We start from the raw sequence: 26,147 nt of genomic DNA on the forward strand, positions 1-26,147 counted from the left end.
GCCTGACACTTGCGACGGGGCGTGCACTGTGAGCCTAGCCCGCCGCGCGATGTTTGCCGAATGCGACTTTCCGGGCGCCGACCGGCCACTCAGCGGGTTTGCAGAGCGCGGACCGAGCATCCGGCCAGGTCACGGAACTCCCGGGACAGGTGCGCCTGGTCGGCGAACCCGGTGACCGCGGCCGTTTCGGCGGCCGGAACCCCGGCCCGCACCGCCGCCAGCGCCCGCTGGAACCGCAGGATGCGGGCCAGTGTCTTGGGTCCGTAGCCGAACGCGGACAGGGCGCGCCGGTGCAGCAACCGCGGCGACATCCCGGCCAGGGCGGCCGTGCCCGACACCGTGGCGCCCGCGGCGATGGCGTCGACGATCGCGGGGATCGCCGGGTCGGCCGGTGCCGCGTCGACGGCGAATCGCAACGCGATCGATTCCAGCGCCGCAACGCGGTCGGGCGCGTTGTCGACCCGCTCGGTGAGTTCGCGCGCCCGGCGGTCGCCGTAGAGGTCGGCCAGCCCGACGCGCCGGTCCAGCAGTTCCACCGCCGGAATCCCCAGCAGGGTGGGGGCGGTACCGGGCGCGAACCGGAGGCCGGCGAACTCGCGCGCCCTGGCGGTGGGCAGGTGCACGGCGCGGCTGTCCGGGCCCGCCACCAGCAGCGTGCCCTCGGTCCAGATCAGGTCCATGCAGCCGTCGGGAAACACCGTCACCGGGGCGGCGGGCTCGGTGATCGTGTTCGTCCAGGCCACGGCACGGGCCAGCCGCGCCGGACGCTCCCGGTATTCGGTCACCCCTCGACGGTAACCCCGGCCACCGACACCGCGAACCGGCCCGTGACCGGGACCGCGCCGATACGCTGGCCGCACGGGACAGAGCGGTCCCGTTCGGGAAAGGACGCGGCCCATGCCCGCAGACGACTTGGTCGACACCGTCAACAGCGCCATCGAGCTGGCGGTGCCCGCCGCGGCGAAGATGGGCGTGCGCGCGCTCGAGGTAGGCCGCGGCCACGCGGTGACCACCGTGCCCAGCGAGGGCAACGGCAATCACTTCGGCGCCATCTACGCCGGCGTGCAGTTCACCGTCGCCGAAGTCCTCGGCGGCGCGATCACCGCGGCCAGCTTCGACACCGCCGCGTTCTACCCGCTGGTGAAGTCCTTCGACATCGCCTTCCGCGCGATGGCCCGCAGCGACCTGCGCGCGACCGCGACGCTCAGCGAGGACGAGATCGCGCGGGTGGGCGCCGAGGCCGCCGAGCACGGCAAGTCCGATTTCGTGCTGGAAGCGGTGGTGACCGACGCCGACGGCACCACCGTGGCCACCTCCCGTGGGGTCTATCAGCTGCGCGCCTTCGGGCGCTGAGACCCGCCGCCCGTCCCTGACTGCCGCCCGCGCCGGGCGCGACCGTAAGATCTGGCGGCACAACCGTTCGGCTCGGCGGAGGGGTGGGCTCCATGCAACCGGCAGGATCAGTGCGGCAACCGCGGGTCGCGGGATTTCCCGGCCCCGATATCGACGACGAACCCGACGTCTGGTCGGGGGCGCCGGTCGACGACGACCGGATCAGGGCGCTGGCCGTCGGCGCCTACTACGGGCGCAGCTGGGGCGCGCACTGCGACGGCGTCGCGTTCCTGCCCGAGGAGGAAGGCAGCACCGCCACCCGGCGCGAGACCGCGATCGAGGGGCTGCACGAATCGTGGGGCGTCGACAACGCCGACGACGCGCGCGACACCATCCGCAGGCTGCTGGCCGGCATGCACGCGCCGCTGTTCGAACTCGTGCACCCGCTCGCCGTCGCCGCGGCCACCGAGAACGGCCGGGTCGACCGGTCCGGCCTGGCCGACGAGCATCGCGAGTTCCTGCACACCCTGTCGGGTTTCCGCGGCTATCGCGGCCCGTCGGGCATCGACCGCGACTACGACGCCTGGTTGCAGGCCATCAAGCTCGGCATCACCGACAGCCTGCCGAGCCCGTTGCAGACCGACGCCACCGCCTGGGACCTGGCCCGGCTGGTCTTCATCGCCAGGGCGGCCTGCACCGCGGGCTACCTCACCGACGACGAGGCGTGGGAACACATGCTGACCGGCCTGGACCGGGCTCGCCAGCACTATCGCAACTGGCGCCAGTTCGGCGACGGTTTCCTCACCGGCGCGATCTTCTGGGCGGCCGCGCAAGACCTCTCGGCCGCGCGGAACCAGATCGCCGAGCGCAGGCGGATGATCGCCGGGCTGCACCTGCGCCCGTCGAGCCCGTGGCGGCGGGTGGCCCTGCACGCGGGCGCGCCGGTGTTCAGCCCGGCATCGCCAGCATGATGCCGACGGCCTGACGCCGGAACGGGTCGTCGGACACCATTCCCAGTTTGCGGCGCTCCACCAGCAGCTGCCATTCGCCGAACAGGTCGGCCGAGGAGGGCAGCGTGGGGGCGATCGAGCCGTCGACGTGCTCGATCTCGCAGGCCAGCCGCAGCGCGCCCGCGACGCGGGTGAAGTCCTCGGGCTCCCAGTCCAGGAAGTCCAGCTCCACGCCCGCACCGGCGACGCGCAACGTCACCACCTGACCTGGCACGGCCCGCACCTCGGCGCCGGTGAGCACGGCGACCGGGAATTCGTAGACCGCCCAGGCCGAGACGAACAGCAGGCGCAGCGTGGTGATCGCGACCAGTCCCGGCGCGCCCTCGTGACCGGCCTGGGCAAGCTCGAGTACGTACTCGTCCCGGCGGGCGCAGGTGTGCAGGATGTCGATCTCGCGCAGGCAGTTTCCGGCGTGCCGCATGCGGGCCGCCGCGGCCGACACATCAGGTCGACGCGGTCCGTTCGGACCGGGAATCGGCGGTGGCGGTGCCAGATTCGGGCGCGGCGGGAACACCCGGCGCAGGCCGATCAGGTCGCGCTCGACCGCCCGGACCAGGACCTGCGCCTGCGCGCGTACGCCGAGGTCGAGGAACACCGGCACCGGATGCCGGTCGGTGGGGGTGCCGTCGGCGCCGACCTGGGCCGTGCGGAAGAACAGCAGCATCGCCAGCTGGTCGTCGTCGGTGGTCGCCAGGGCGATCCGGGCGAGCTCGGCCACCCCGATGTCGAGCGCCGCCTCGTCGTCGGCCCGCAGCGGCGTCGTGACCAGCCGTCCGTCGCCGTAGCGCACGGCGACCCGTGTACCCCACACCTCGATCACAGCCACATCCCTCCTGGCCAGCCCCGCACCTCGCTGGATCCTACCGAGGGGCTGTCGCCGCGGTAGGGGGCGGCGTAGATTCGTCTGCGCTGCTCGGGTGAGTCTTCTTCGGTGAAGGGATCGTCGTCATGAGCGTGTCCTCCCGGTATCGGGGGCACCGTCGCGCGTGCGACTCGGCGGTTCGCCGCTCGGCGTCCCCGCGACCCCCGACATGAAGGTGCGCGTCGGGCAGCCCATGGAACCCATGCTCTCCACCGTGCTGTGGCGGCTCGACGGTGACGGCGTCGTGCCGATCGATGCGCCGATCGCGCGCTGGCTGCCCACGTTCCCGCGCGCCGACAAGATCACCCCGCGCATGCTCGCCGACAGCACCTCCGGCATCTCCGACTACGTCACCGATCCCGAGTTCCTGCGGATCTTCGGCGAGAACCCGATCCGCGAGTGGACCGCGACCCAGCTGATGGAACGAGCCAACTCCCGGCCGCCGCTGTTCGAGCCCGGCACCGACTTCGGTTACGCGCACAGCGATCTCGTCGTCCTCGGCGAGGTCCTGCAGATCGCCACCGGGAAACCGCTGGGCGAGCTGATCGCCGAACACATCCTCGAACCGCTCGGCATGAAGGACAGCGAGGTCGTCCTCGACCCCGCCATCGACCCGCCCTACCTGCACGGATACACCAACGAGCGCAAGGTCTTCGAGGACTCCACCTTCTGGAACCCGACCGCCTTCCTGCACAGCGGCAATATGAACGCCCCCGTCGCCGACATCGGCCGCTGGGTCCGCGCCCTCGCCACCGGCGAACGCCTCACCCCCGACCAGTTCCAGCAGATGATGGGCCCCTCCACCGCGGGCATCGGCCCTTTCACCGAGGACAAGTACTTCGCCTTCGGCGTGGTCCACCTCGACGACTGGCTCTACATGAACCCCGCCTACGGCGGCTACGACGGAGTCGCCTTCCACGACAACGTCACCGACACCACCATCGTCGTCTACACCACCCACGGCCCCGCCTCCCCCGCCACCAACAACGCGATCCCCCTCGGCACCGCCCTCGCCACCCACCTCGTCCCCGACCGCCCACCCGCGGTCCCGTCATGAATGCCGACCCCACCGATACCCCTGCGAGCGAGAAGAACTGATGACCCGAATCCTGTGGAAGACCCTGGCCACCGCCTCCCTCACCCTGGCGATCGGCACCACCCCGACCATCGCCACCGCAAACCCGCCCACCCCGCCCGTGTCCGCCCAGCCCGTGATCGGCGGCGCACCGACACCACCATTCGACCCGATCTGCCCCCTGTGCTTCATCCGCGAGGCCCTCGAAAGCCTGTCGGCCGGGTGAATAAGAACGCCCACCTGGGTGAAAGGCCCTTCCGTAGCGCATGAGCGCCTATCGCGAGCCGACACGAGACGAACTGGTTCTGGCCTTCGAGCGGGGCTTGCAGCTGGCACTCGGGGGCATGATCCGGACCTGTACGCCCGTGGACTCCTCGACGCTCGCGGCCCTCCGAAATCTCGCCCCGCGAGTTCCCCACGGCCGGTGTGGAATCGGTTCAGGCCGCGCGCGATGCCTTCGCAGGTCAACTCGCCGGGACGAACGTCGACGACGGGCTGCCCGAGTTCATGCGCTGAGGCGCTATCGCCGGATCGAGTCGAGGATCACCCCTCCGGCGCCGACTTCCCGCGCCGGAACTTCGAGCTCTCCTCGCGCGCACCCATCTCCGCGCTTCGCTAGGCAGGGGGCCGCTGGTAGGTGTCGATCGTGGTTTTGCTGGTGCTGGGGCTCTGCAGCACCAGTTCCCAGGGGCCGGAGTTGATCTCGAAATCCTTGCCGAATCCGAGCCACTTCCCGGCCAGCCGGTTGCCGGTCGGGTCGGCCAGCAATTGGAGCGCGCCGTGGTAGCGCGCCCCGTGGTAGTAGCCGTCCATCGCGGTGCGCTCGGACCAGGTGCCCGTCGCGACGTTGCCTTCGAGCGTGAGGTCGAGCTCGATCGTCGACGGCGACGAGCCGGGGAGGCTACGCACGGTGACCTGGGTTCCGTGCTGTAGCACCACGGCGTAATGCGCGACGGTGAACGACGATTCGCGCCCACTGGAATAGTACTCGTAACGCGACAGCCAGACCCCGGAGAAATCTCCGACCGCGCGCGCGGGAGTGGTCGCGTCCGGCGCGGTCACCGCGTCGATGGGCGACTCGACTTCGTGGCTGCGGTCGAACGCTCCCCCGACCTCGCGGCCGGCACGCACGATGCCGAAGCCGAGCGTTTCGATCGGCAGTCCCAGCACCCGCTCGAGCGCGCGAGCATGGCTCGGTCGTGGCTGGGTGGTGGTGCCGGACTCCCAGCGCTGCACAAGACGTTTCGTCGCGCTGACGCACCCGGCATCGCGCAGCGCGCGGGCGAGGTCGTCCTGACTCATGATCCGGGCGGTACGCGCGGCGCGAAGTGCCGTGTTCGGAGTGCTCCCCATGGCTGCAACGGTAACCCGAATGACGCCTGAATGTCGCCCCGAATAGGCATCGATCGACACCCGCGCTGTCGTCGCGGGCACACATCGGAGGCGGGCACTGTTGGTTTCGCTCCCCGGCGCCGAACGCCGCGAATCTTCGGCGTCGGGTCGAGCACCCAGCCGAAGGAGGGGCAACTATGTGGGCACAGAAGCCGAATGATCTGACCGTGTGGGACATCATCGCGCGATTGGCGCAGGAGGCCGAGCAGAACGGGCGGCCGTCGCCGGTGCTCGACCACTCCGCGCCGGACTATCCGCTCTCCCGCGAGATGGCGCACCGGGTCCTGCAGCTGCATCGCGTGTGCGATCGCGTGCGGTGCGCGCGCAAGGCCGCAGCGTGGATGCGTCTCGTCGAGCTCGGCGCCGTCGTCCCGCGGCCGCCGAACGGGTCGATGTGAACGCCGTGCTGTTTGCCGGCCGGTGCATGAAAAAGGCCCCTCACCTGGGGTGAGGGGCCTTTTGGTGGAGCTGCCGGGAATCGAACCCGGGTCCTCCGCCGCGTCTTCAGGGCTTCTCCGTGTGCAGTTCGCTATGCCTCTGCTCGGATCTCCGGGTCTCACGAACAAGCTCGGATGACGATCCCAGTCGCTGTGTGATGTTCCGCCGTGACCCGCGACCGGCCCAGACGGTAAGTCCCCCTAGCTGATGCCAGGATCCGGGTCGAGGGACGAACCCGGTCTGACAGAGACGACCTGCTACTTAGGCAGCGAGGGCGTACTCGCGCTGATTGGAATCGGCGCTTAATTGGTTGCAACGACGCTTACGGTGGTCTCTTGCCTGCACCGACACGCTTCCCCTGAATCAACGTACGCAGTCGAAACCGTTCAGCCCCGTACGTGCCCGCACCGTGCGGGCTAGTCATGGTAACACCGCCGCCGCCGGGTTTCTTCCCCTTATTTCTGCCAGCGCGCGGTGTCGCCGGTGTGACACCGCAGCGAACCACACCGATCGGTCCGCTCGATCTCGGTAGCCGGGCCGGTGGAGCGGGGTAACGTTCACCTTCGGCCGGACCGGGACGCGCGAGATCCCGTGCGCGGCTGGAACAAGGAGTTACCTCATGGCATTCACCAGTCGGTTACGCCGATCGGCGGTCGTTCCCGTCGTAGCGAGCCTGGTACTGGTCGCGGCGTGTTCCTCGGGCGAGTCGTCGTCCGAGCCCGGCGTCACCAGCTCACCCTGCCCCGGATCCGCTCACCAGGACCGGGGCTGTATTTATCTGGGCGTCCTGTCCGATCTCGAGAACGGCCCGTTCAGCGCGCTCGGCGCCTCGATGCACGAGGGGCAGGTGGCGTTCTGGAACGAGGTGAACCGCGCGGGCGGCATCGGCGGCTACGATGTCGACATCACCACCAACACCCGCAACACCTCCCTCGACCCCCGCCTCCACCGCACCTCCTACGCCGAGATCGAGCCGCAGGTGCTCGCGCTGGCGATGAGCTTCGGCACCGCGCAGACCATCGCGATGCTCAACCAGATGGACGCCGACGACATGGTCAGCGTGGCGGCCACCCAGTGGTCGGGCTGGAACTACCGCAGCGCCGACCGCAACCTGGTGCTGAGCGCCGGCTACTCCTACTGCACGGAGGCGGTGAACGGGCTGGACTGGTTCGCCCGCGCGCACTACCAGCCGCGCAACATCGCCGTGGTCGCCTACCGCGGCAACTACGGCGGTGACTACGCCAGCGGCGCGCTGAAATGGGCGATCGCCAACGGCGCCACCATCGCCGACCGGATCGACACCGGCCCCAACGGCGAGGTCGGCAACCAGGACGAGCCGGTCGCGCAGATCCTCGCCGCGGCGCCCGACCTGGTGCTGCTGGCCACCGGCCCGGCCGAGACCGCCGAGATCGTGGGCAAGCTGGTGAAGTCGGGGTTCACCGGGCGTTTCCTCGGCTCGCTGCCGACCTGGAACGCCGCCCTGTTGCAGACGGCGGCGGCGCCCGCGCTGACCGCGCTGTACAACTACACCACCCCCGTCGACAGCTGGCTGGGCGACAGCGCGGGCGCCAGGCACGCCCGCGCCGCGGTCGACCGGGAGCCGTCCAACTTCGGCTATTCGCTGGGCTGGGCGATCTCCTATCCGCTGGCGGCCCTGCTGCGCGCGGCGGCGGAGAACGGCGAGCTCACCCGGGCCGGGCTGCGGCGGGCGGTGGTCGACCTGCGGCCCGACGGCGAGGGCATGGTGGCCATCCACCCGACCGGCGCGGCCGGGCCGGATCCCGACGTGGAGTGGTCCTCGGTGTTCGAACCGGACAAGACCGCACCGATGGGCGCCAGGGCGATCGAGGTCGGCTATCAGGGCCAGACGCTGGGCAAGCTGAACCTGCACGAGCCCTGCACCCGGCTGTAGTGGCGGCTCAGCTCGCGGCGATCATCGCCACCGCCGCGAGCGCGAGCCCCATGCCGACCTTCTGCACGGCACTGATCCGCTCGCCGAGCAGGACCATCGCCAGCAGCACCGTCGCGGCCGGATAGAGCGAGCCGATCACGCTGACTACCGACAGCATCGACCCGTGGAAGGCGTACAGCAGCGCGGCGTTGGCGATCACGTCGAGCACCCCGACCGCCAGCGCCAGCCGCAGCGGTTCGCCGCGCAGGCCGCGGAACTGACCCGCCGCCAGGGCCGAGGTCCAGACCACGGCCGTGGCGGCGGCGCGCTGCCCGAGCAACGGCCACAGCCCGGCGCTCGCGCTGGTCTCGTGCAGGAAGAAGAACGCGAACCCGAACGCGGCCCCCGAGCCGACGGTGAGCAGCGCGACCTTGCGGGTGAACCGCAGTTCGCGCCCGCCGATGATCTCCTCGGTGGTCTCGTCGGGCGCTTCGCGGCTCACCAGCACCACCGCGACCAGCGCCAGCGCGATACCGGCGACCGCGGCCGGACCCGGGCGTTCCCCGAGGAAGAACCCGGCGACGACCGGGATCCCGGCCACCAGCACCGCCGTCACCGGCGACACCACCGACATCGGCCCGTCGGCGAGCGCGGCGTAGAACCACCACACCGCCAGCCCGCTGGCCACGCCCGCGGCCAGCCCCCACAGCATCGACGCCGTGTCCGCGTACCCGCCGACCAACGGCGCGATCAGCAGGACCAGCAGCACCGACCAGGGGTAGGACACCACCACCACCCGCAGCGCGGTGACCCGCCGGGCGGCGATACCGCCGAAGAAATCGCTGACTCCGTAACCTGCCGCCGCGACCAGCGCCAGCAGCACGGAGATCAACGCATGCCTTTGACCCGCCGACCCAGTTCGCGGGTGACCTCACGCTCGGCCTGCCTGCGGGCGAGGTCGTGGCGCTTGTCGTAGTCCTGCTTGCCCTTGGCGAGCGCGAGCTCCACCTTCACCTTGCCGTCGGAGAAGTACATCGACAGCGGCACCAGGGTCTGGTTGCCCTCCCTGGACTTGCCGACCAGATGCTCGATCTCGCGCTTGTGCAGCAGCAGCTTGCGGGTGCGCCGCGGCGCGTGGTTGGTCCAGGTGCCGTGGCTGAACTCCGGAATGTGCAGGCCGCGCAGCCAGACCTCGCCGTTGTCGACGGTCGCGAAGGCGTCGACCAGCGAGGCCTTGCCCTCGCGCAGGCTCTTCACCTCGGTACCGACCAGCGCGATCCCCGCCTCATAGACGTCGAGGATCGTGTAGTTGTGCCGCGCCCGGCGGTTGGTCGCGATGACCTTGCGCCCCTTTTCCTTCATAACGGTCAACTCTAAGTGACCGCGCCACCGGTTTATTCCGAGGTCCGTCCGGTGCTCAGCCGGCGGCGCGTTCGGCGGCGCGGGCCAGCGCGCGGTCGCGTTGTTCCTCGAAGCGGGCGGCCTTGAGCTCGAGGTCGGCGAGGTAGGCGTGCAGTTCGTCGCGGGCGCGTTCGCCCTCGACGCCGAAGTCGGTGCGCTCGAAGATCCGCCAGGTGCGCAGGACCGGGCCGAGCACCACGTCGAGGTGCTGACGCAGGTCGTAGACGCCGTGCTTGGCCAGCAGCACCGCGTTGCGGCGGAAGTTGGGCTGGTTGAGTCCGGGCATCTGGAACCGCAGGACCACGTCGGTGATGGCCCGCATGGCGGCGTCGGGGGTGAGTTCGAGCGCCGCCGCGCACAGCTTGCGATAGAAGACCATGTGCAGGTTCTCGTCGGTGGCGATTCGGGCGAGCATCCGTTCGGCGATCGGGTCGTCGCACAGGCGTCCGGTGTTGCGGTGGCTGATCCGGGTGGCCAGCTCCTGGAAGGTGACGTAGGCGACGCCCTTGAGGAACTGCGAGCCCGGCTCCGGCTTGGCGATGCCCGCGGTCATGTGGGTCATCCTGGCCGCCTCGAGGGCGACCGGGTCGACGGCGCGGGTCACCACCAGGTAGTCGCGCATGACGGTGCCGTGCCGGTTCTCCTCGGCGGTCCAGCGGCCGACCCAGGTGCCCCAGGCGTTGTCGAAACCGAAGGTGTCGGCCAGTTCCCGGTGGTAGGAGGGCAGATTGTCCTCGGTGAGCAGGTTGGTGATCATGGCCGCCTTGGCGACCTCGCTCAGCCGCGACTGCCCCGGCTCCCAGTCGATCCCGCCCATCTCGGCGAAGTTGCGGCCCTCGTCCCACGGCACGTAGTCGTGCGGGTTCCAGTCCTTGGCCTTGGCCAGGTGGTCGTTCAGGTTGGCTTCGGCGGTCGGTTCGAGCTCGGCCAGGATGTCGCGATCGGACAGCTGGAGCGTCATAGATGTCACCTCGGTGTCGCGGGGCGGTTCCCCTGGGGCCAACGATGGCCGGGCGATTGTGACGGCGGCGGTCACATGACGAAACACTGTGTCCGCTCACAGCGGCGACGTGGTGCGGGCTAGGCCGGGGGCAGAGCGGGGCCGAACTGGTCGATCCGCAGCGGCAGCGCGGGCCACAGGGTGCGGTCGGGGGTGAGTTCGCCGACGACGAGGACGCCCGCGTCGGCGAAGGCGGCTCTGGCCCGGTCGACGTGGTCGCCGGAGGTCACCAGCACCGCGGAGCGCAACTGGTGTTCGGCCATCACCGCCGCGGTGTTGCGGGCGTTGGCGACGGTCGACTCGGCGTGCGGCTCCCGCAGGATCCGGGCCGGGTCGATGCCCGCGGCGACGAGCCAGTCGGCCATCGCGTCGGCCTCGCTCAGGCCGGCCCGCGGATTACCGCCGGTGACGATGATCGGCGACCACGGCGCGAACACCGCCTGCACCGCGCCCGCGCGCAGCCGCCGGATCAGTTCCGGGCGCATCGTGCCCTCGGGGGTGAGGCCGTAGCCGAGGATCACCACGGCGGTGTCGCCGCCGTAGGTGCCCGGCAGCCCCGGGGTCAGCAGCCGGTGCAGGTCCTGCACCGGCTCGGCGGCGCCCGGTTGGGCTGCCGCGCAGACCAATCCGGCCGCCGTGACCGCGGCACACACCCCACGCATCATCCAGGTCGCCCACAGCATTCCCGTCGCCTCCTCGAGCCGGCGACCGATCGGCGCGATCGGTCGAGGAGGCCAACAGTGCGCTGCCGCCGGGTGTGCGGGAAGGGCTTCGACCTGCGGTTACCACAGGTCACAGCGCGTGGGCGAGATCCGCTGGGGCGCAGCATCGCAAAGATTCCGGAACCGGCCGGGGTCCCGGTTACCGCTGGGCGGGACGGATCAGCCGCCGGGACGCAGCGCGAGGTAGAGCGCGAGCGCCGTCGTGAAGACGACGATCAGCGCCACCGTCGACCAGCGCGGCCTGCCCCGGTGCACCACCGGATGCCGGCCGCCGAGCAGCGACGGCGCGACCGACGGGTCGATGTGCCGGTGCGGCATCGGCGGCAGCGGAGTATCGCCGCCGCCCGAACTCGCGCCGCTCGGAGTGTCCTCGGAGCCTTCGCCGTTCGCCATCTCTCGACAGTATCGCGCGGGGCCCGGTTCGTCGCGGAGTTCCCGTGGCGCCTAGTCCTCGGCCAGTGCGGCCAGCACCCCCTCGCCGTAGCGGGCCAGCTTGTTCTCACCGACCCCACCGACGCTGCCGAGCTCGGCCAGCGAACCCGGTTTGCGCGCAACGATGTCGCGCAGGGTGGCGTCGTGGAACACCACGTAGGCGGGCACGCCCTGTTCCTTCGCGGTGGCCGCGCGCCAGGCCCGCAGTCGCTCGAACACCGGCACGTCGCTCGCGGCCAGGTCGACGGTGGCCTTGGCGGATCTGGCCGCGCGGGCGGGCCGGGCGGCGCGCTCGGGTTCGCGGCGCATCGGTACCTGCCTGCCCTCGAACAGCACCTCGTTGCCCGCGTCGGTCATCGCCAGGACGCCGTACTCGCCCTGCACCGCGAGCAGTCCGCCGGCGAGCAGCTGCCGGACGACGCCGCGCCACTCGGTGTCGCGCAGATCGGTCCCGATGCCGAAGACCGACAGTTCGTGGTGCCGGTGCTGGGTGATCTTCGGATTGGCCTTGCCGAGCAGGATGTCGATCACGTGACCCGCGCCGAAGGCCTGTCCGCGTTCGCGTTTGAGCCGCAGCACCGTCGACAGCAGCTTCTGCGCGGGCACCGTGCCGTCCCAGGTCTCGGGCGGGTTCAGGCACACGTCGCAGTTGCCGCAGGCCCGGCCGGACTGGCCGAAGTACTGCAGCAGCTGGACGCGGCGGCAGCCGACGGTCTCGCACAGCGCGAGCATGGCGTCCAGGTGCAGTTGCAGCTGCCTGCGGTGCGCGGCGTCGCCCTCGCTGGAGTCGATCATCTTGCGCTGCTGGACGACATCGTTGAGGCCGTACACCATCCAGGCCGTGGACGGCTGCCCGTCGCGGCCCGCGCGGCCGGTCTCCTGGTAGTAACCCTCCACCGATTTGGGCAGGTCGAGGTGGGCGACGAAACGCACGTCGGGTTTGTCGATGCCCATGCCGAAGGCGATGGTGGCCACCACGATCAGGCCGTCCTCGCGCAGGAACCTGGCCTGGTTCTCCGCCCTGGTCCGGTTGTCCAGGCCCGCGTGATACGGCACGGCGCGCACGCCGTTCTCGTTGAGCAGCGCCGCCGTCTTCTCCACCGAATTGCGCGAGAGGCAGTAGACGATGCCCGCGTCGCCGGGGTGCTCGGCGCGGATGAACTCCAGCAGCTGCCGGTCGGCGCGGTTCTTCGACTCGATCCGGTACTGGATGTTGGGCCGGTCGAAGCTGGAGACGAACTGCTTGGCCCCGCCGAGGTCGAGCCGCTCGACGATCTCGGCGCGCGTCTTCTCGGTGGCGGTGGCGGTGAGCGCGATCCGCGGCACGTCGGGCCAGCGCTCGTGCAGCAGCGACAGCGCCAGGTAGTCGGGCCGGAAGTCGTGGCCCCACTGCGACACACAGTGCGCCTCGTCGATGGCGAACAGCGCGACCGTGCCGCGGTCTAGCAGCCGCAGCGTGGCCTCCAGGCGCAGGCGTTCCGGCGCCAGATAGAGCAGATCCAGTTCGCCCGCGACGAACTGCGCCTCGACCGTGCGCCGCTCGTCGAGCGACTGGGTGGAGTTCAGGAAGCCCGCCCGCACACCGAGCGCGCTGAGCGCGTCGACCTGGTCCTGCATGAGCGCGATCAGCGGCGAGACCACCACGCCGACGCCGGGCCGCACCAGCGACGGCACCTGGTAGCACAGCGACTTGCCGCCACCGGTCGGCATGAGGACCAGCGCGTCACCACCGCTGACGACCTGTTCGACGATGGCGGCCTGATCCCCCCGGAAGCTGTCGTAGCCGAAGACCCGGCGCAGCACGTCCTCGGCCGTCTCGCCCCGTGCGGGCGGAGCGGCCCGGCCCGGCGTGGCCGGGGCGAGATCGTCGAAGTGGAAGCCGCCGGTGTCGTCGAAGTCGTGCTCGGCGACGTACCCGCCGCCGGACGCGTAGGCGTCGTCGGGTGGATAGTCCTCGGGCGGGAAGTCGTCGACATCGGGGGCTGTGGCGCCGGAATTGCTCACCGGGCCATCCTACGAGCGCGGCCCGACCGCGCAGCCCGTCCACCGGGCCCGACGGCGGCGTTCACCGCCGGTCGCTCACATGTGGATAACCCGAATCAGCCGCGCAGACGGCCGATGACCTCGTCGTGGAGCAGGCCGTTGGTGGCGACGGCGGACCCGGCGTGCGGGCCGGGCTGCCCGTCCAGGGCGGTGAACGTGCCGCCCGCCTCGCGGACCAGGATGTCGAGGGCGGCCAGGTCCCACAGCGACACCTCGGGCTCGGCGGCGATGTCGACCGCGCCTTCGGCGACCAGGCAGTAGTTGAAGAAGTCGCCGTAACCGCGGACTCGCCAGACGGCGTCGGTGAGGTCGACGAACGTTTCCCGCAGGCCGCGCTCGTGCCAGCCGGACAGGCTGGAGAAGGCCAGGCTGGCCGCGTCCAGCTCGCCCACCGCCGACACGCTGATCGGTTTCGGGGCGCCGGGGTGCACCTGGGTCCAGGCGCCCGAGCCCGCCGCCGCCCACCAGCGCCTGCCCAGCGCGGGCGCGCTCACCACGCCCACCACCGGGACGCCGTCGACGAGGAGCGCGATCAGGCTGGCCCAGACCGGGACGCCGCGGACGAAGTTCTTGGTGCCGTCGATCGGGTCGACCACCCATTGCCTGCCGGTGAACTCGGCGTCGCCGCCGAATTCCTCGCCCAGCACCGCGTCGCCGGGGCGTTCCGCGCCGAGCACGCGGCGGATGGCCTGCTCGACCGCCAGGTCGGCGTCCGAGACCGGGGTGAGGTCCGGCTTCGCGTCGACCTTCAGGTCGACGGCGCCGAACCGCACCCGCGAGATCGCGTCGGCCTCGTCGGCGAGTCGAAGGGCAAGGTCCAGGTCAGCGGAGTAGGCAGCCACGCGGGAAGTGTATTCGGCGGGCCGGCGCACCCGTGGTCGCGACCCCCGGCCCGCCGGCGACCGCGCCGGGCACCCGCAGGCGCGGGATCACGCCGCGACCCGGGCCGCTCGTGCCGCCACCAGAGCGCTTGTCCACCAGTGCAACTGGTCGAGCAGCGCCTGTGCCGCGGCCTCGAACTCGGCCGGTTCCCTCAGCTGCCCGTTCTCGTCGAACAGCAGGTAGTAGCGGGGGAACGAGACGTAGTTGCGCACGGTGTGGGCGTTGAGCTCGGCGAACACCTGTCGCAGGTGCTCGATGGCGAGCAGCCCGCCGGAGCCGCCGCTGTAGCCGACGAAGCCGATCGCCTTGGCGTCCCACTGGGTGAAGTGCCAATCGATGGCGGCCTTGAGGGCGGCCGGGTAGCTGCGGTTGTAGTCGGGCGTCACGATGACGTAGGCGTCGGCGGCCGACAGCCGTTCGGTGAGCGCGCCCATGCCGGCCGGACGCTGCGGGTCGGGCTCGAGCGCCGGCGGCATCGCGGGCAGCGCCGCGTGCACCTCGGCGTCGGCCAGGTCGATGATGTCGACGTCGAAACGGTCGTCGACCTGCTGGGCGAACCAGTTCGCGACCACCGGTCCGAACCGGCCCTCGCGGACGCTGCCGATGATGATCGCGAGCTTCAGTGGCTGTGCGGACACGGTGTTCTCCTCTGTCGTCCTGCGCCGGCCCGATCGGCCGGTGCAGATAACGTTCGCCGCTCCCGGAGCTGCCAGGGAGACCACGCGGAGAGTGGTAGTGGCACGGCCACTCTCCGGACCGCCCGGCTGGGTACCGTCGATCAGGTGAGCGACAACGAACTCGGCCTGTTCCTGCGCACGCGCCGCGAGGCGGTGACCCCCGCCGAGGTGGGCCTGCCCGCCGGTCCGCGCAGGCGCACGCCCGGCCTGCGCCGCGCCGAGGTCGCCATGCTGGCCGGAGTGAGCGTGGAGTATCTGATCCGGCTCGAGCAGGGCCGGGATCGGCATCCGTCCGCGCCGGTGCTGTCGGCGCTGGCCGAGACGCTGCGGCTGAGCCCGCGCGAGCGGGTGCATCTGCATCAGCTCACCAAGGGCGTGTCCGGATTCAATTGCGGCGCCGCGGAGAACGGCCCGAACCGCACCGTGCGCCCCACCGTCCGGGCGATTCTCGACCAGCTCGATCCCGCGCCCGCCGCGATCACCAACCGGTTCACCGAGGTGCTGGCCTGCACCGCGGGCTACCGCACGCTGATGACACCGAGCGGCCTGTTCGAGCAGGGCGAACCGGCCAATGTCGCGCGGTTCGTCTTCACCCATCCGGGCGCGCGCGAGCTGTACCCGGACTGGGACGACGCCGCCGACAAGCTGGTCGCCTCGCTCAAACAGGGCCCGTTCCGCGCCGACCCGATGGTGGCCGCGCTGGTCGACGAGCTCACCGTCACCGCGGGCGCGCCGTTCACCGATCGGCTGGCGTCGCTGCCGGGCCTGCCGCCCTCGGGTGGGATCAACCGGATCCGGCATCCCGAGGCGGGCACGCTGCGGCTGGCCTACGAATCCCTGGAGCTGTCGCTGGACGACGACCAGTCGCTGTACGTGCTGCTGCCCGCCGACGAAGCGAGCGCGACGGCACTGGATCGCCTGGTCGGACGCCACCCCGGCGGCCTGCGCGCGGTCGCGAGCTGACCCGCACCGCCCCCGGCGGGAGGGTGTTTCGCGGTGTCGGAGGCGACCGGTAACCTTGGACATCGTGCATCCTGACGTTATCGCCGATCTCGCCGAACTCGACACCACGCTCAAGACGGTCGAGTCGGTGCTCGATGTCGAGGAGCTACGCCGTCGCATCGACGAGCTCGAGCACCAGGCGGCCGACCCCGAGCTGTGGAACAACCAGGATCACGCCCAGCAGGTGACCAGCGAGCTGTCGCACGCGCAGAGCGAGCTGCGCCGCGTCGAGGATCTGCGCCAGCGGCTGGAAGACCTGCCGGTGCTCTACGAACTGGCCGAGGCCGAGGAGGGCGAGGCCGCCCAGGAGGCCACCGCCGACGCCGACGCCGAGCGGGCCACCCTGCGCGTCGACATCGAGGCGATGGAAGTGCGCACCCTGCTCTCGGGCGAGTACGACAAGCGCGACGCGCTGGTGAACATCCGCTCCGGCGCCGGTGGCGTCGACGCCGCGGACTGGGCGCAGATGCTGATGCGCATGTACATCCGCTGGGCCGAGCGGCACAAGTACGTCGTCGAGGTCTACGACACCTCCTATGCCGAAGAGGCGGGCATCAAGAGCGCCACCTTCGCGGTGAAGTCGCCCTACGCCTACGGCACCCTGTCGGTGGAGATGGGCACGCACCGCCTGGTGCGGATCAGCCCGTTCGACAACCAGGGTCGCCGCCAGACCTCCTTCGCCGAGGTCGAGGTGCTGCCGGTGGTGGAGACCACCGACCACATCGAGATCCCCGAGGGCGAGGTCCGCGTCGACGTGTACCGCTCCTCGGGCCCCGGTGGTCAGAGCGTCAACACCACCGACTCGGCGGTGCGTCTGACCCACATCCCCACCGGCATCGTGGTGACCTGTCAGAACGAGAAGTCGCAGCTGCAGAACAAGATCTCGGCCATGCGCGTGCTGCAGGCCAAGCTGCTCGAGCGCAAGCGCCAGGAAGAGCGCGCGCAGATGGACGCGCTCAAGACCAACGAGGGCGCCTCGTGGGGCAACCAGATGCGCTCCTACGTGCTGCACCCGTACCAGATGGTCAAGGATCTGCGCACCAACTATGAGGTGAACAACCCCTCGGCGGTGCTCGACGGCGACATCGACGGCTTCATCGAGTCCGGAATCCGTTGGCGCATGCGGGAACAGGCCGACGCGTAGCCACCTGTTCGCTCGCACGCTGTGAGCGACTTCGCGTTTGACCGAGCACCGTGACCGGGCTGTAACCTTTCTGGTGTGTGTTCGAGCGAACCGGAACTGTGTCAGCGCAACGCCCGTCGGCTCTCGACCGGGGCGATGCGATGAGCGGCGTTCTCGCCATCAACACGGCGCCGGAGATCACCGCCTGGCTACGCTCGAGCGGGCTCGAGATCGTCCTGCTGATCGTCGGCGCGATGCTGTTCGGCCGGTTCGCGGCGTTCGTCCGCGACCGGGTGACCACCAAGATCGACGCCGGTTTCCACTCCAGCGACGCGCTGGTCCGCACCGAAGCGGCCAAGCATCGGCACGCCCTGGCCCAGGTCATCACCTGGGTGGTGCTGACCATCGTCTACGTGCTGGTGGGCATGGAGGTGCTGCGCAGGCTGGGCTTCGCGGTGACCGGTCTGGTCGCCCCGGCGGCCGTGCTCGGCGCCGCGCTCGGTTTCGGCGCCCAGCGCATCGTGCAGGACATTCTGGCCGGGTTCTTCCTCATCACCGAACGCCAGTACGGCTTCGGTGACGTGGTGCGAATCGCGGTCACCGGATCGGCTGACGCGGCCGAGGGCACGGTGGAGGACGTGACGCTGCGCATCACCACGCTGCGCAACTCCGACGGCGAAGTGATCACCGTCCCCAACGGGCAGATCGTGAAGGTGACCAACCTCTCCAAGGACTGGGCACGCGCCGCGATCGACGTACCGGTGTCGGCCCAGGCCGACATCACCAAGATCAACGAGGTCCTGCACGAGGTGTGCACCAAGGCCTACCAGGACCGCCGCCTCAAGCCCCTGCTCCTCGACGAACCGTCCGTGATGGGTGTGGAAGATCTCTCGCTCGACGAGATGAACATCCGGATGGTTGCCCGCACTTTGCCGGGCAAACAATTCGAAGTGGGGCGCGAGTTGCGCGTGCGCGTCGCGGCCGCCCTGCGTAAGGAAGGAATCAGTGAAACCACGTAAGTCGACGGCGATCCTGATGGCCACCTGGGTGTCCACGTTCGTCGTCTACCTGTTCGTCAAGCCCGCCGAGACCACGAACACCGGCCCGGTGTCGCTGCTCAACGCCGTGCCCACCTGGGTGGATCCGACGCCGTAGGGTTGCTCGCCGCCTCGCCGACGGCGTCACGGGGCCCGGTCACGGCGGGGTCGCTGGCTACACTGGCTCCCCGTGATCACCATGCGCAACGTCACCAAGTCGTACAAGACCTCGACGCGGCCGGCGCTGGACAACGTCTCCGTCGAGGTGGACAAGGGCGAGTTCGTCTTCATCATCGGCCCGTCCGGTTCCGGCAAGTCGACGTTCATGCGGCTGCTGCTCAAGGAGGAGACGCCGACCGCGGGCGAGATCCGGGTCGCCGATTTCCGGGTCGACCGGTTGCCGGGGCGGAAGGTACCCAAGCTGCGGCAGCGGATCGGCTGCGTCTTCCAGGACTTCCGGCTGCTGCAGCAGAAGACCGTGGAGCAGAATGTGGCGTTCGCGCTCGAGGTGATCGGCAAGCGGCGCCAGTTCATCGAACGGACCGTGCCCGAGGTGCTCGACATGGTCGGGCTCGGCGGCAAGGGCAACCGGCTGCCGTCGGAGCTGTCCGGTGGTGAGCAGCAGCGGGTGGCGATCGCCCGCGCGTTCGTCAACCGGCCGCTGGTCCTGCTGGCCGACGAACCGACCGGCAATCTCGATCCCGACACCAGCGCCGACATCATGGCGCTGCTGGAACGGATCAACCGCACCGGCACGACGGTGCTCATGGCCACCCACGACAACCACATCGTCGACGCGATGCGCAGGCGGGTGGTGGAGCTCGACCACGGCAGACTCGTGCGTGACGAAGCGACCGGTGTCTACGGGGTGGGGCGATAATGCGACTGAGTTTCCTGTTCACCGAGGTCGCCGACGGGCTGCGCCGCAACCTGACGATGACCATCGCGATGATCCTGACCACCGCGGTGTCGCTGATGATGCTCGGCGGCGGCATGCTGTCGGTGCGGATGGCCGACAAGACCGAGAACTTCTTCATCGGCAGGCTCGAGGTGCGTTTCTACCTCGACGACGCGGTCTCCGACACCGATCCGGACTGCGCGGCCGATCCGTGCAAGTCGCTGCTGGCCGATCTGAAGAGCACCTCGGGTGTGGAGAGCGTGCAGTTCCTCAACCGCGCCGACGCGCTGGAGGAGGCCAAGAAGCTGTTCGCCGATCAGCCGGAGATGGTGCAGTACATCGCCGATTCCCCGCTGCCCGCGTCGCTGCGGGTGAAGATGACCGACGCCGACCAGTACCAGCACATCTACGACAGCTTCGCGACCCGGCAGGGCGTGCGGATCGTGGCCAACGACAAGGAGTTCGTCGACCGGCTGGTGAGCCTGTTCGACGGCCTGCGCAACGCGGCGTTCGGCCTGGCGCTGGTGATGGCGCTGGCGGCGATGCTGCTGGTGCTGAACATGGTGCAGATCGCCGCGTACACGCGGCGCACGGAGGTCGGGATCATGCGCCTGGTGGGCGCGACCCGGTGGTATACCCAGCTGCCGTTCCTGCTGGAGGCGGTGGCGGCGGCGTTCGTCGGCTCGGTGCTCGCGATCCTCGGCCTGGTGATCGCGCGTCCGCTGGTGATCGACCGGGCGCTGGGCCCGCTGTTCGACAGCAATGTGTTCCCGCGCATCACCGGTGACGACATCGCCGTGGTGGCATTGACCATCGCGCCGATCGGCATCGTCTTCGCCGGTGTCACGGCCTACCTCACGCTGCGGTTCTACGTCCGCGAATAGGCAAACCTTCGACGGCGGGGATCCGGTTACCGGGTCCCCGCCGTCGGCGTCCGCGCGGCCAGTGACGCGCCCAGCTGCGCGGTGAGTTCGGCGCGCTGCCGGTCCAGGCCCGCGATGCGCCGCTCCAGCTCGGCCGTGCGCTCGGACATGATCCGCACCGACATCTCGCACGCCTGGACCGGCCCGTCCGGTTCGGCGCAGGGCATCAGCTGGGCGATGTCGTCGGTGGTCAGGCCGGCGGCGAGCAGCTCGCGGATCTTGGCCACGGCCGCCACGGACACCTCCGGATAGCTGCGGTACCCGTTCGGGCCGCGGTCCGGATGCAGCAGTCCCTGCTCCTCGTAGTAGCGCAGCAGCCGGGTGCTGACGCCGGTCCGGTGCGCGAGTTCGCCGATCAGCATGTGACCGTCCACACGCTCGCCTTGACCTTCACATCCATGTGAATCCCTAACCTCCGACGCATGACAACGATTCCCCTGCAGACCACCGTGCACGGCTCCGGCCCCGGTATCGTCCTCGCGCACGGCGCCGGCGGTGCGATCGAGAGCAACTTCAGCGTGGTGCTGGCCGACCTGGCCGCCGCCCACACCGTGGTCGCCTCCGACTACCCCGCCGACGACACCGTGCTCGATCTCGACGCCCTCGCCGACGCGCTGGTCGCGGCCGCGGTCGACGCGGGCGTGCCGACCTTCACGGTCGTCGGTTTCTCGCTCGGCACGGTCGTCGCCGTGCGCGCCGCCGCCCGGCATCCGGAACGGGTCACCGGTCTGGTGCTCACCGCCGGGCTGGCCGCGCCCGACAACCGCGCCCGGCTGGCGGTGCGGGCCTGGCAGGATCTGCTGGCGCGCGGAGCGTACGAGAGCTTCGCGCGGCTGGTCCTGCTGACCGGTTTCTCGACCGAGTTCGTCAACGCGCTGCCCGCGTCGGCGATCGACGAGCTGGTCGCGCAGACCGCCGCCGCGATCCCGGGCGGCACGCGGCAGCAGGCGGCACTGATCGAGACGGTCGACACCACCGCCGACCTGGCCGGCATCGCGGTACCGACGCTGATCGTGAACACGACCGCGGATCTGCTCGTCGATCCCGCCAACTCGCGCGCGCTGGCCGCCGCGATCCCCGGCGCCGAGTACACCGAGATCGACGCGGGCCACGTGGTCATGGCCGAGCGGCCCGACGCGTGGCGAAAGGTGCTGCTGGACTTCCTGTCCCGGCGCGGGCTCTAACCGAGAGTCCGCAGCCGCGGCCACACCTGCGACCACGGCCGCACCGGGTCCCGGCAGACGAACAGCGGCGCGCCCTGCTCGTCGTTGTCGATGCCGAGTCCGTTGTCGAGCATGCCCGCCGGCTCGACCACCGCACACAGGTCGGCGAGTCGCTCGCGCTGGATGCCGACGGTGAGCACCGTGGTCGCGGAGTCGGGCGGCGGGCCCCACCAGCCGTACGCGTTGTGGCCCGAATACGGTGTCGGCAGCCCGTATTCGGCGCCATAGCGTTCGACGGCACCGGCTTCGCCGTAGTTCGCGGTGAGGATCGCCGCGTCGGGCGGCCGGGCTGCCGCGATCTGCGCGACCACCCGTGGCCAGCCGATCGTCTCGCCCGCGTCGTAGTTCACCGCGAGCACCGGCGAGTCCGGCACCGCGGCCACCGGCAGGACCGGCAGGAACAGCACGGCCGACAGCGCCGCGTTCACCGCGAGCACCGAACCCACCGCCGCCCAGCGCTTCCGGTGACTGTCGAGCGCCGCGGCGAGCCCGACCGAGCCGGCCGCGAGCAGCACCGGATACATCCCGCCGAGGTAGTACGCCTTCCCACCGGCCGCGAGGAACAGCCCGAACAGCAGGCCGTAGGCGAGCGGGAACGCCCGATATCGCGAGCGCCACAGCCGCCACAGCCCGTACCCCCACAGCGGCACCAGCAGCGGACCGAACAGCCCGAACTGCAGGAGCACGAACATGATCGGCGAATCCGAGGTGCCCGACGACCCGCCCGCGATCGCCCGGCTCAGCGTCCACTGCGGCCAGCCATTGCCCGCCTGCCACCACAGGTACGGCGCCGCGAGTACCGCCGCGATCCCGATCGCGGCCGCGAAATACCTGGTGGCGAACATTTTTCGCGCATCTGTCAGCAGGACGGCGGCCACCAGCGCGCCGATCGGGACGACGATCAGCACCTTGTTCTGCACCCCGAGCCCGGCCACCGCGCCCACCGCGAGCCACCACCGCGGGTCGGCGCCGCCGAGCAACTTCAGCACCAGCAGGCAGATCAGCGACCAGGCGGCCAGGTCGAACACCGTGGTCCCGAACAGGTGCCCGGCGGCCTGCGTCAGCGACGCGCCCGCCACCGCGGCCGCCGCCAGCGCCCGCGCGCCACGGCCACCACCCAGCTGTTTCGCCATCAGTCCGGCACACACCACGACGAAGGTCGCGGCGGCGACCGCGGGCAGCCGTAATACCCACAGCGCATCGGGGTCGATGGCCGACATCAGCCGGGCCAGCGCGGGCGTCAGCGGCGGCTGATCGGGATACCCCCAGTCCAGCCGCCGTCCGGCGGCCAGGAAGTACAACTCGTCACGGTGGTAGCCATAGCGCGTCGTGGTGATCGACAGAACCACGGCGAAAACCGACGCGATTGCGGTCACTCGTCCAGAATGACACGGAATCGCCGATTTCCCGGACATCGACGAGCTTCTTACTCCGGAGTAAGATAGTCTTACCGAGGAGTAAGATAGCTGGGGTCCCCAACGCCCCGACAGCCGAGGAAATCAGGTGATGATGAGCACTCGAGACAGCGCGACGAAGCGACGTCCGAACGACACGTCCGCAGTCGGCCTCAGCCAGCCCAAGCGGGACTGGATGGGCACGGCGATGCGCGCTTTGACGACCATTACCGGGTCGGAGCTCGCCGAGAAGTACAACCTGCGCAAGCCCATCGAACGCGTCACCTACGAGGGCACCAAGACCGGGTTCCGCACCCTGGGCGCGGCCACCCGCACCTTCGCCAAGGTCACCGGCGGCGGCCAGCCCAAGCGCCTGCCCGACAACGAGTCCAAGACCAAGGACTACTTCGACCTCACCCCGTCCGACGAGCAGCAGATGATCGTCGAGACCGTGAAGGACTTCGCCGGCGAGATCCTGCGCCCGGCCGCCTACGAGGCCGACAACGCGGCCAAGGCCCCGCGCGACCTGCTCGAGCGCGCCGCCGAACTCGGCATCACCCTGATCAATGTCCCCGAGGAGCTCGAGGGCGCGGCGGGCGAACGTGGCGCCGTCACCAACTCGCTGGTGGCCGAGGCCCTCGCGCACGGCGACATGGGCCTGGCCCTGCCGATCCTGGCGCCCAGCGGCGTCGCGGTCGCGCTGTCGCAGTGGGGCACCGACGCGCAGCAGCAGACCTACCTGCCCGCCTTCACCGGCGAGAACGTGCCGCAGGCCTCGGTCGTCATCAGCGAGCCGCGCGCGCTGTTCGACCCGTTCGCCCTGCAGACCAAGGCCACCCGCTCCCCCAGCGGCTTCCGCCTCAACGGCGTGAAGAGCCTGGTCCCGGCCGCCGCCGACGCCGAGCTGTTCATCGTGGCCGCCGAGCTCGACGGCCGCCCCGCGCTGTTCATCGTCGAGTCCGACACCGCGGGCCTGTCCGTGGAGGCCGACCCGAGCATGGGTCTGCGCGCCGCGGGCCTGGGCCGGCTGATCCTGGACAACGTGGCCGTCGGCGCCGAGGCCGTGCTCGGCGACGGTGACGCCAAGACCCGCGCGCAGGAGTACACCGACGCGGTGCAGCTGGCCCGCCTCGGCTGGTCCTCGCTCGCCATCGGCACCGGCCAGGCCGTGCTCGACTACGTGATCCCGTACGTGAACGAGCGCGAGGCGTTCGGCGAGCCGATCTCGCACCGGCAGGCGGTCGCGTTCATGGTCGCCAACATGGCGATTGAGCTCGACGGCCTGCGGCTGGTGACCCTGCGTGGCGCCTCCCGCGCGGAGCAGGGCCTGTCGTTCGGTCGCGAGGCGGCGCTGGCGCGCAAGCTGGCCACCGACAAGGGCATGCAGATCGGCCTGGACGGCGTGCAGCTGCTCGGCGGTCACGGCTTCACCAAGGAACACCCGGTCGAGCGGTGGTACCGCGACCTGCGAGCCGTCGGCGTTGCCGAGGGCGTGGTGCTGGTCTAGTCGGTCCGTCTTCGATACCCAGGAGAATTCCATGATCAATCTCGAACTCCCCAAGAAGCTGAAGGCGAGCGCCAACCAGGCCCACCAGGTCGCCTCCCAGATCTTCCGTCCCATCTCGCGCAAGTACGACCTCGCCGAGCACGCGTACCCGGTCGAGCTCGACACCATGGCCGCCATGGTCGAAGGGCTGGCCGACTCCGGCACCCAGAAGATCGGTGGCGCCGCGGGCGGCCGCAACGACGAGGCGGGCGAGACCGACATCCTCGCCAACGCCAACGGCGGCAACATGTCCGCGCTGCTCAACGCGCTCGAGACCTCGTGGGGCGATGTCGGCCTGATGCTGACCATCCCCTACCAGGGCCTGGGCAACGCCGCGATCGCCGCGGTCGCCACCGACGAGCAGCTGGCCCGCTTCGGCAAGGTGTGGGCCTCGATGGCCATCACCGAGCCGTCCTTCGGGTCGGACTCGGCCGCGGTCACCACCACCGCCGTCCTCGACGGTGACGAGTGGGTCCTCAACGGCGAGAAGATCTTCGTCACCGCCGGTGAGCGCTCCACCCACATCGTGGTGTGGGCCTCGGTCGACAAGAGCCTGGGTCGCGCGGCGATCAAGTCCTTCGTCGTCCCGCGCGACGCTCCGGGCCTGTCGGTGGCGCGGCTCGAGCACAAGCTCGGCATCAAGGCCTCCGACACCGCCGTGCTGCTGCTGCAGGACTGCCGCATTCCCGCGGACAACATCCTGGGCTCGCCGGAAGTGAACGTGGAGAAGGGTTTCGCGGGGGTCATGCAGACCTTCGACAACACCCGCCCGCTGGTGGCCGCCATGGCCATCGGTGTCGCCCGCGCCGCGCTCGAGGAACTGCGCACCATCCTCACCGAGGCCGGTGTCGAGATCTCCTACGACACCCCCGCGATGAACCAGCACGCCGCCGCGGCCGAATTCCTGCGCATGGAAGCCGATTACGAGTCGGCCTACCTGCTGGCCCTGCGCGCCGCCTGGATGGCCGACAACAAGAAGCCGAACTCGCTCGAGGCTTCCATGTCCAAGGCCAAGGCGGGCCGCACCGGCACCGACGTCACCCTCAAGGCCGTCGAACTCGCCGGCACCGTGGGTTACTCGCAGCGCCTGCTCCTGGAGAAGTGGGGCCGCGACTCGAAGATCCTCGACATCTTCGAAGGCACCCAGCAGATCCAGCAGCTGATCGTGGCTCGCCGGGTCCTCGGCAAGACCAGCGCCGAGCTCAAGTGAGCTGCTAGACAACAGAAATCCGGTGCGAGTCGACTTGCCGACTCGCACCGGATTTTTCTTTATGGTGGCTGGTCGTGTCGATCCGGTGCCGGTCGGCGGATCCAGTAATGACGCCGATACCTTCGACGCCGAATACCGAGTATTGACCGGATCTTCCGGGTTTGTCAGCATGGCTGTCGTGATGATTCTTCGACGAAAGGCCGATGGCGCGTAAGGCGCCGGGCCGCGTTCGTGCCGACAGGCCTCGCTCCGCGCGGGGCGAGTCCGGCACGAACCGACGTGTGGTTTCAGGGGTTTCCGCGCGGGCACAGCGCGAGATAGCCGATTTCGAGGATGCCCGATGGTGGCCGGGGGCGGTCGGCGAGGCGATGGCGGGCTGGGTGGCCGTCGCGCACGGACCGCGCCGACGGCTGCGCGAGGCGCGCTGGGACGGTGGCTGTGGAGAGCCGGGATGCTGTCCCTCCGTGAACAATTCGCGTGATGTGCTCGAGCAGGCGCTTCGGGTGCTGTCACGCGGTGCCGCGCGGGAGTTGCGGGCACTGATCCGCCCGCTCGACGAGCGATTCCTCGCCCGCACGCACCCCGATCCGCACGCCGCGGCCGACGAACCGTGGTGGCGGCGGCGCTGCTGAGG

General features: G+C 70.2%; 30 protein-coding genes and 1 other RNA gene. 17 read left to right on the plus strand and 14 right to left on the minus strand.

Translation table 11 applies throughout. The features are described 5' to 3' along the window. Positions 1–89 precede the first annotated feature (89 nt). Positions 90–785 (minus strand): helix-turn-helix domain-containing protein, encoded by a 696-nt coding sequence (locus EL493_RS28210; RefSeq protein WP_019048537.1) that lies wholly within the window; start codon positions 783–785, stop codon positions 90–92. Positions 786–897: 112 nt separating this feature from the next. On the opposite strand from EL493_RS28210, the gene EL493_RS28215 reads away from it, so the two are divergent. Continuing rightward, on the plus strand, positions 898–1,353 hold the full coding sequence (locus EL493_RS28215; RefSeq protein WP_019048538.1) for a PaaI family thioesterase: 456 nt from the start codon (positions 898–900) through the stop codon (positions 1,351–1,353). 110 nt (positions 1,354–1,463) lie between these two features. Next, the gene (locus tag EL493_RS28220) at positions 1,464–2,303 is read left to right on the plus strand and encodes a DUF1266 domain-containing protein (protein WP_019048539.1); all 840 of its coding nucleotides are present in this window, start codon (positions 1,464–1,466) and stop codon (positions 2,301–2,303) included. On the opposite strand, the gene EL493_RS28225 is transcribed toward EL493_RS28220, so the two are convergent. After that, complete coding sequence (locus EL493_RS28225) at positions 2,281–3,168, minus strand: hypothetical protein (protein WP_022565479.1); 888 nt, start codon at positions 3,166–3,168, stop codon at positions 2,281–2,283. The genes EL493_RS28220 and EL493_RS28225 overlap by 23 nt on opposite strands. Positions 3,169–3,328: 160 nt before the next feature. On the opposite strand from EL493_RS28225, the gene EL493_RS28230 reads away from it, so the two are divergent. Next, a complete protein-coding gene (locus EL493_RS28230) occupies positions 3,329–4,261 on the plus strand; it encodes a serine hydrolase domain-containing protein (protein WP_019048541.1) in 933 nt (310 codons plus the stop codon). Between the two features lie 40 nt (positions 4,262–4,301). Further along, positions 4,302–4,505 carry a hypothetical protein gene (locus EL493_RS28235; RefSeq protein ID WP_019048542.1) on the plus strand — a complete coding sequence of 68 codons (204 nt, stop codon included), beginning with the start codon at positions 4,302–4,304 and terminating at the stop codon, positions 4,503–4,505. Between the two features lie 389 nt (positions 4,506–4,894). Here EL493_RS28235 and EL493_RS28240 read toward each other — a convergent pair whose 3' ends face one another. Beyond that, complete coding sequence (locus tag EL493_RS28240; RefSeq protein ID WP_232017260.1) at positions 4,895–5,692, minus strand: helix-turn-helix domain-containing protein; 798 nt, start codon at positions 5,690–5,692, stop codon at positions 4,895–4,897. Positions 5,693–5,808: 116 nt separating this feature from the next. Between EL493_RS28240 and EL493_RS28245 the strand changes: the two genes are divergently transcribed. Next, positions 5,809–6,069, plus strand: a complete 261-nt coding sequence (locus EL493_RS28245) for a hypothetical protein (protein WP_019048545.1) — start codon at positions 5,809–5,811, stop codon at positions 6,067–6,069. Positions 6,070–6,131: 62 nt separating this feature from the next. On the opposite strand, the gene ssrA is transcribed toward EL493_RS28245, so the two are convergent. Continuing rightward, positions 6,132–6,503, minus strand: a transfer-messenger RNA (tmRNA) gene (gene ssrA, locus EL493_RS28250). A gap of 225 nt (positions 6,504–6,728) precedes the next feature. Here ssrA and EL493_RS28255 point away from each other — a divergent pair. Continuing rightward, positions 6,729–8,021: an ABC transporter substrate-binding protein gene (locus EL493_RS28255; protein ID WP_022565477.1), complete on the plus strand. Its 1,293-nt coding sequence runs from the start codon at positions 6,729–6,731 to the stop codon at positions 8,019–8,021. 7 nt (positions 8,022–8,028) lie between these two features. Here the strand turns inward: EL493_RS28255 and EL493_RS28260 are convergent, their stop codons facing one another. The 8 genes from EL493_RS28260 to EL493_RS28295 form a co-directional block, all read right to left on the minus strand. After that, positions 8,029–8,892: a DMT family transporter gene (locus tag EL493_RS28260; RefSeq protein WP_019048547.1), complete on the minus strand. Its 864-nt coding sequence runs from the start codon at positions 8,890–8,892 to the stop codon at positions 8,029–8,031. Then, entirely contained in the window at positions 8,889–9,362 is a 474-nt protein-coding gene (gene smpB, locus EL493_RS28265; RefSeq protein ID WP_019048548.1) for an SsrA-binding protein SmpB, read from the minus strand. Before smpB ends, EL493_RS28260 begins: the two co-directional genes overlap by 4 nt. Before the next feature lie 55 nt (positions 9,363–9,417). Then, the gene (locus EL493_RS28270; protein WP_019048549.1) at positions 9,418–10,362 is read right to left on the minus strand and encodes an acyl-ACP desaturase; all 945 of its coding nucleotides are present in this window, start codon (positions 10,360–10,362) and stop codon (positions 9,418–9,420) included. Between the two features lie 119 nt (positions 10,363–10,481). Further along, a complete protein-coding gene (locus EL493_RS28275; RefSeq protein WP_019048550.1) occupies positions 10,482–11,084 on the minus strand; it encodes a YdcF family protein in 603 nt (200 codons plus the stop codon). Between the two features lie 198 nt (positions 11,085–11,282). After that, the gene (locus EL493_RS28280) at positions 11,283–11,516 is read right to left on the minus strand and encodes a hypothetical protein (RefSeq protein ID WP_019048551.1); all 234 of its coding nucleotides are present in this window, start codon (positions 11,514–11,516) and stop codon (positions 11,283–11,285) included. 51 nt (positions 11,517–11,567) lie between these two features. Beyond that, positions 11,568–13,559 (minus strand): DNA helicase RecQ, encoded by a 1,992-nt coding sequence (gene recQ, locus EL493_RS28285; protein WP_019048552.1) that lies wholly within the window; start codon positions 13,557–13,559, stop codon positions 11,568–11,570. 95 nt (positions 13,560–13,654) lie between these two features. Then, positions 13,655–14,440, minus strand: coding sequence for a histidinol-phosphatase (gene hisN, locus EL493_RS28290; protein ID WP_019048553.1), 786 nt, complete (start codon positions 14,438–14,440; stop codon positions 13,655–13,657). Positions 14,441–14,527: 87 nt separating this feature from the next. After that, entirely contained in the window at positions 14,528–15,118 is a 591-nt protein-coding gene (locus EL493_RS28295; RefSeq protein ID WP_019048554.1) for an NADPH-dependent FMN reductase, read from the minus strand. Between the two features lie 144 nt (positions 15,119–15,262). On the opposite strand from EL493_RS28295, the gene EL493_RS28300 reads away from it, so the two are divergent. From EL493_RS28300 to ftsX, 6 genes are all read left to right on the plus strand, one after another. Continuing rightward, positions 15,263–16,120: a helix-turn-helix transcriptional regulator gene (locus tag EL493_RS28300; protein ID WP_019048555.1), complete on the plus strand. Its 858-nt coding sequence runs from the start codon at positions 15,263–15,265 to the stop codon at positions 16,118–16,120. A gap of 64 nt (positions 16,121–16,184) precedes the next feature. Beyond that, a complete protein-coding gene (gene prfB, locus EL493_RS28305) occupies positions 16,185–17,303 on the plus strand; it encodes a peptide chain release factor 2 (RefSeq protein WP_030203420.1) in 1,119 nt (372 codons plus the stop codon). Positions 17,304–17,443: 140 nt separating this feature from the next. Further along, complete coding sequence (locus tag EL493_RS28310; protein WP_019048557.1) at positions 17,444–18,301, plus strand: mechanosensitive ion channel family protein; 858 nt, start codon at positions 17,444–17,446, stop codon at positions 18,299–18,301. Next, positions 18,288–18,437: a hypothetical protein gene (locus EL493_RS32550; protein WP_022565475.1), complete on the plus strand. Its 150-nt coding sequence runs from the start codon at positions 18,288–18,290 to the stop codon at positions 18,435–18,437. Before EL493_RS28310 ends, EL493_RS32550 begins: the two co-directional genes overlap by 14 nt. 72 nt (positions 18,438–18,509) lie before the next feature. Further along, on the plus strand, positions 18,510–19,199 hold the full coding sequence (gene ftsE / locus EL493_RS28315) for a cell division ATP-binding protein FtsE (protein ID WP_019048559.1): 690 nt from the start codon (positions 18,510–18,512) through the stop codon (positions 19,197–19,199). Beyond that, a complete protein-coding gene (gene ftsX, locus EL493_RS28320; RefSeq protein WP_019048560.1) occupies positions 19,199–20,101 on the plus strand; it encodes a permease-like cell division protein FtsX in 903 nt (300 codons plus the stop codon). The genes ftsE and ftsX overlap by 1 nt, the downstream gene beginning before the upstream one ends. 26 nt (positions 20,102–20,127) lie before the next feature. Here the strand turns inward: ftsX and EL493_RS28325 are convergent, their stop codons facing one another. Next, positions 20,128–20,514, minus strand: coding sequence for a MerR family transcriptional regulator (locus EL493_RS28325; RefSeq protein ID WP_407938924.1), 387 nt, complete (start codon positions 20,512–20,514; stop codon positions 20,128–20,130). Between the two features lie 48 nt (positions 20,515–20,562). Here EL493_RS28325 and EL493_RS28330 point away from each other — a divergent pair, with 48 nt between their 5' ends. Then, positions 20,563–21,324, plus strand: coding sequence for an alpha/beta fold hydrolase (locus EL493_RS28330; protein WP_019048562.1), 762 nt, complete (start codon positions 20,563–20,565; stop codon positions 21,322–21,324). Here the strand turns inward: EL493_RS28330 and EL493_RS28335 are convergent. Further along, complete coding sequence (locus EL493_RS28335; protein WP_019048563.1) at positions 21,321–22,739, minus strand: glycosyltransferase family 39 protein; 1,419 nt, start codon at positions 22,737–22,739, stop codon at positions 21,321–21,323. The two genes, EL493_RS28330 and EL493_RS28335, sit on opposite strands and share 4 nt — an antisense overlap. 130 nt (positions 22,740–22,869) lie before the next feature. On the opposite strand from EL493_RS28335, the gene EL493_RS28340 reads away from it, so the two are divergent. The 4 genes from EL493_RS28340 (at position 22,870) to EL493_RS32555 (ending at position 26,145) form a co-directional block, all read left to right on the plus strand. Next, entirely contained in the window at positions 22,870–24,264 is a 1,395-nt protein-coding gene (locus EL493_RS28340) for an acyl-CoA dehydrogenase family protein (protein WP_022565473.1), read from the plus strand. A 31-nt stretch (positions 24,265–24,295) separates the two neighbouring features. Further along, on the plus strand, positions 24,296–25,513 hold the full coding sequence (locus EL493_RS28345) for an acyl-CoA dehydrogenase family protein (RefSeq protein WP_019048565.1): 1,218 nt from the start codon (positions 24,296–24,298) through the stop codon (positions 25,511–25,513). A gap of 22 nt (positions 25,514–25,535) precedes the next feature. Next, positions 25,536–25,727: a hypothetical protein gene (locus EL493_RS28350; protein ID WP_126405913.1), complete on the plus strand. Its 192-nt coding sequence runs from the start codon at positions 25,536–25,538 to the stop codon at positions 25,725–25,727. 67 nt (positions 25,728–25,794) lie between these two features. Then, complete coding sequence (locus EL493_RS32555) at positions 25,795–26,145, plus strand: hypothetical protein (protein ID WP_126405915.1); 351 nt, start codon at positions 25,795–25,797, stop codon at positions 26,143–26,145. Positions 26,146–26,147 lie beyond the last annotated feature (2 nt).

The organism is Nocardia asteroides (genome assembly GCF_900637185.1).
GTDB classification, from domain to species: Bacteria; Actinomycetota; Actinomycetes; order Mycobacteriales; family Mycobacteriaceae; genus Nocardia; species Nocardia asteroides.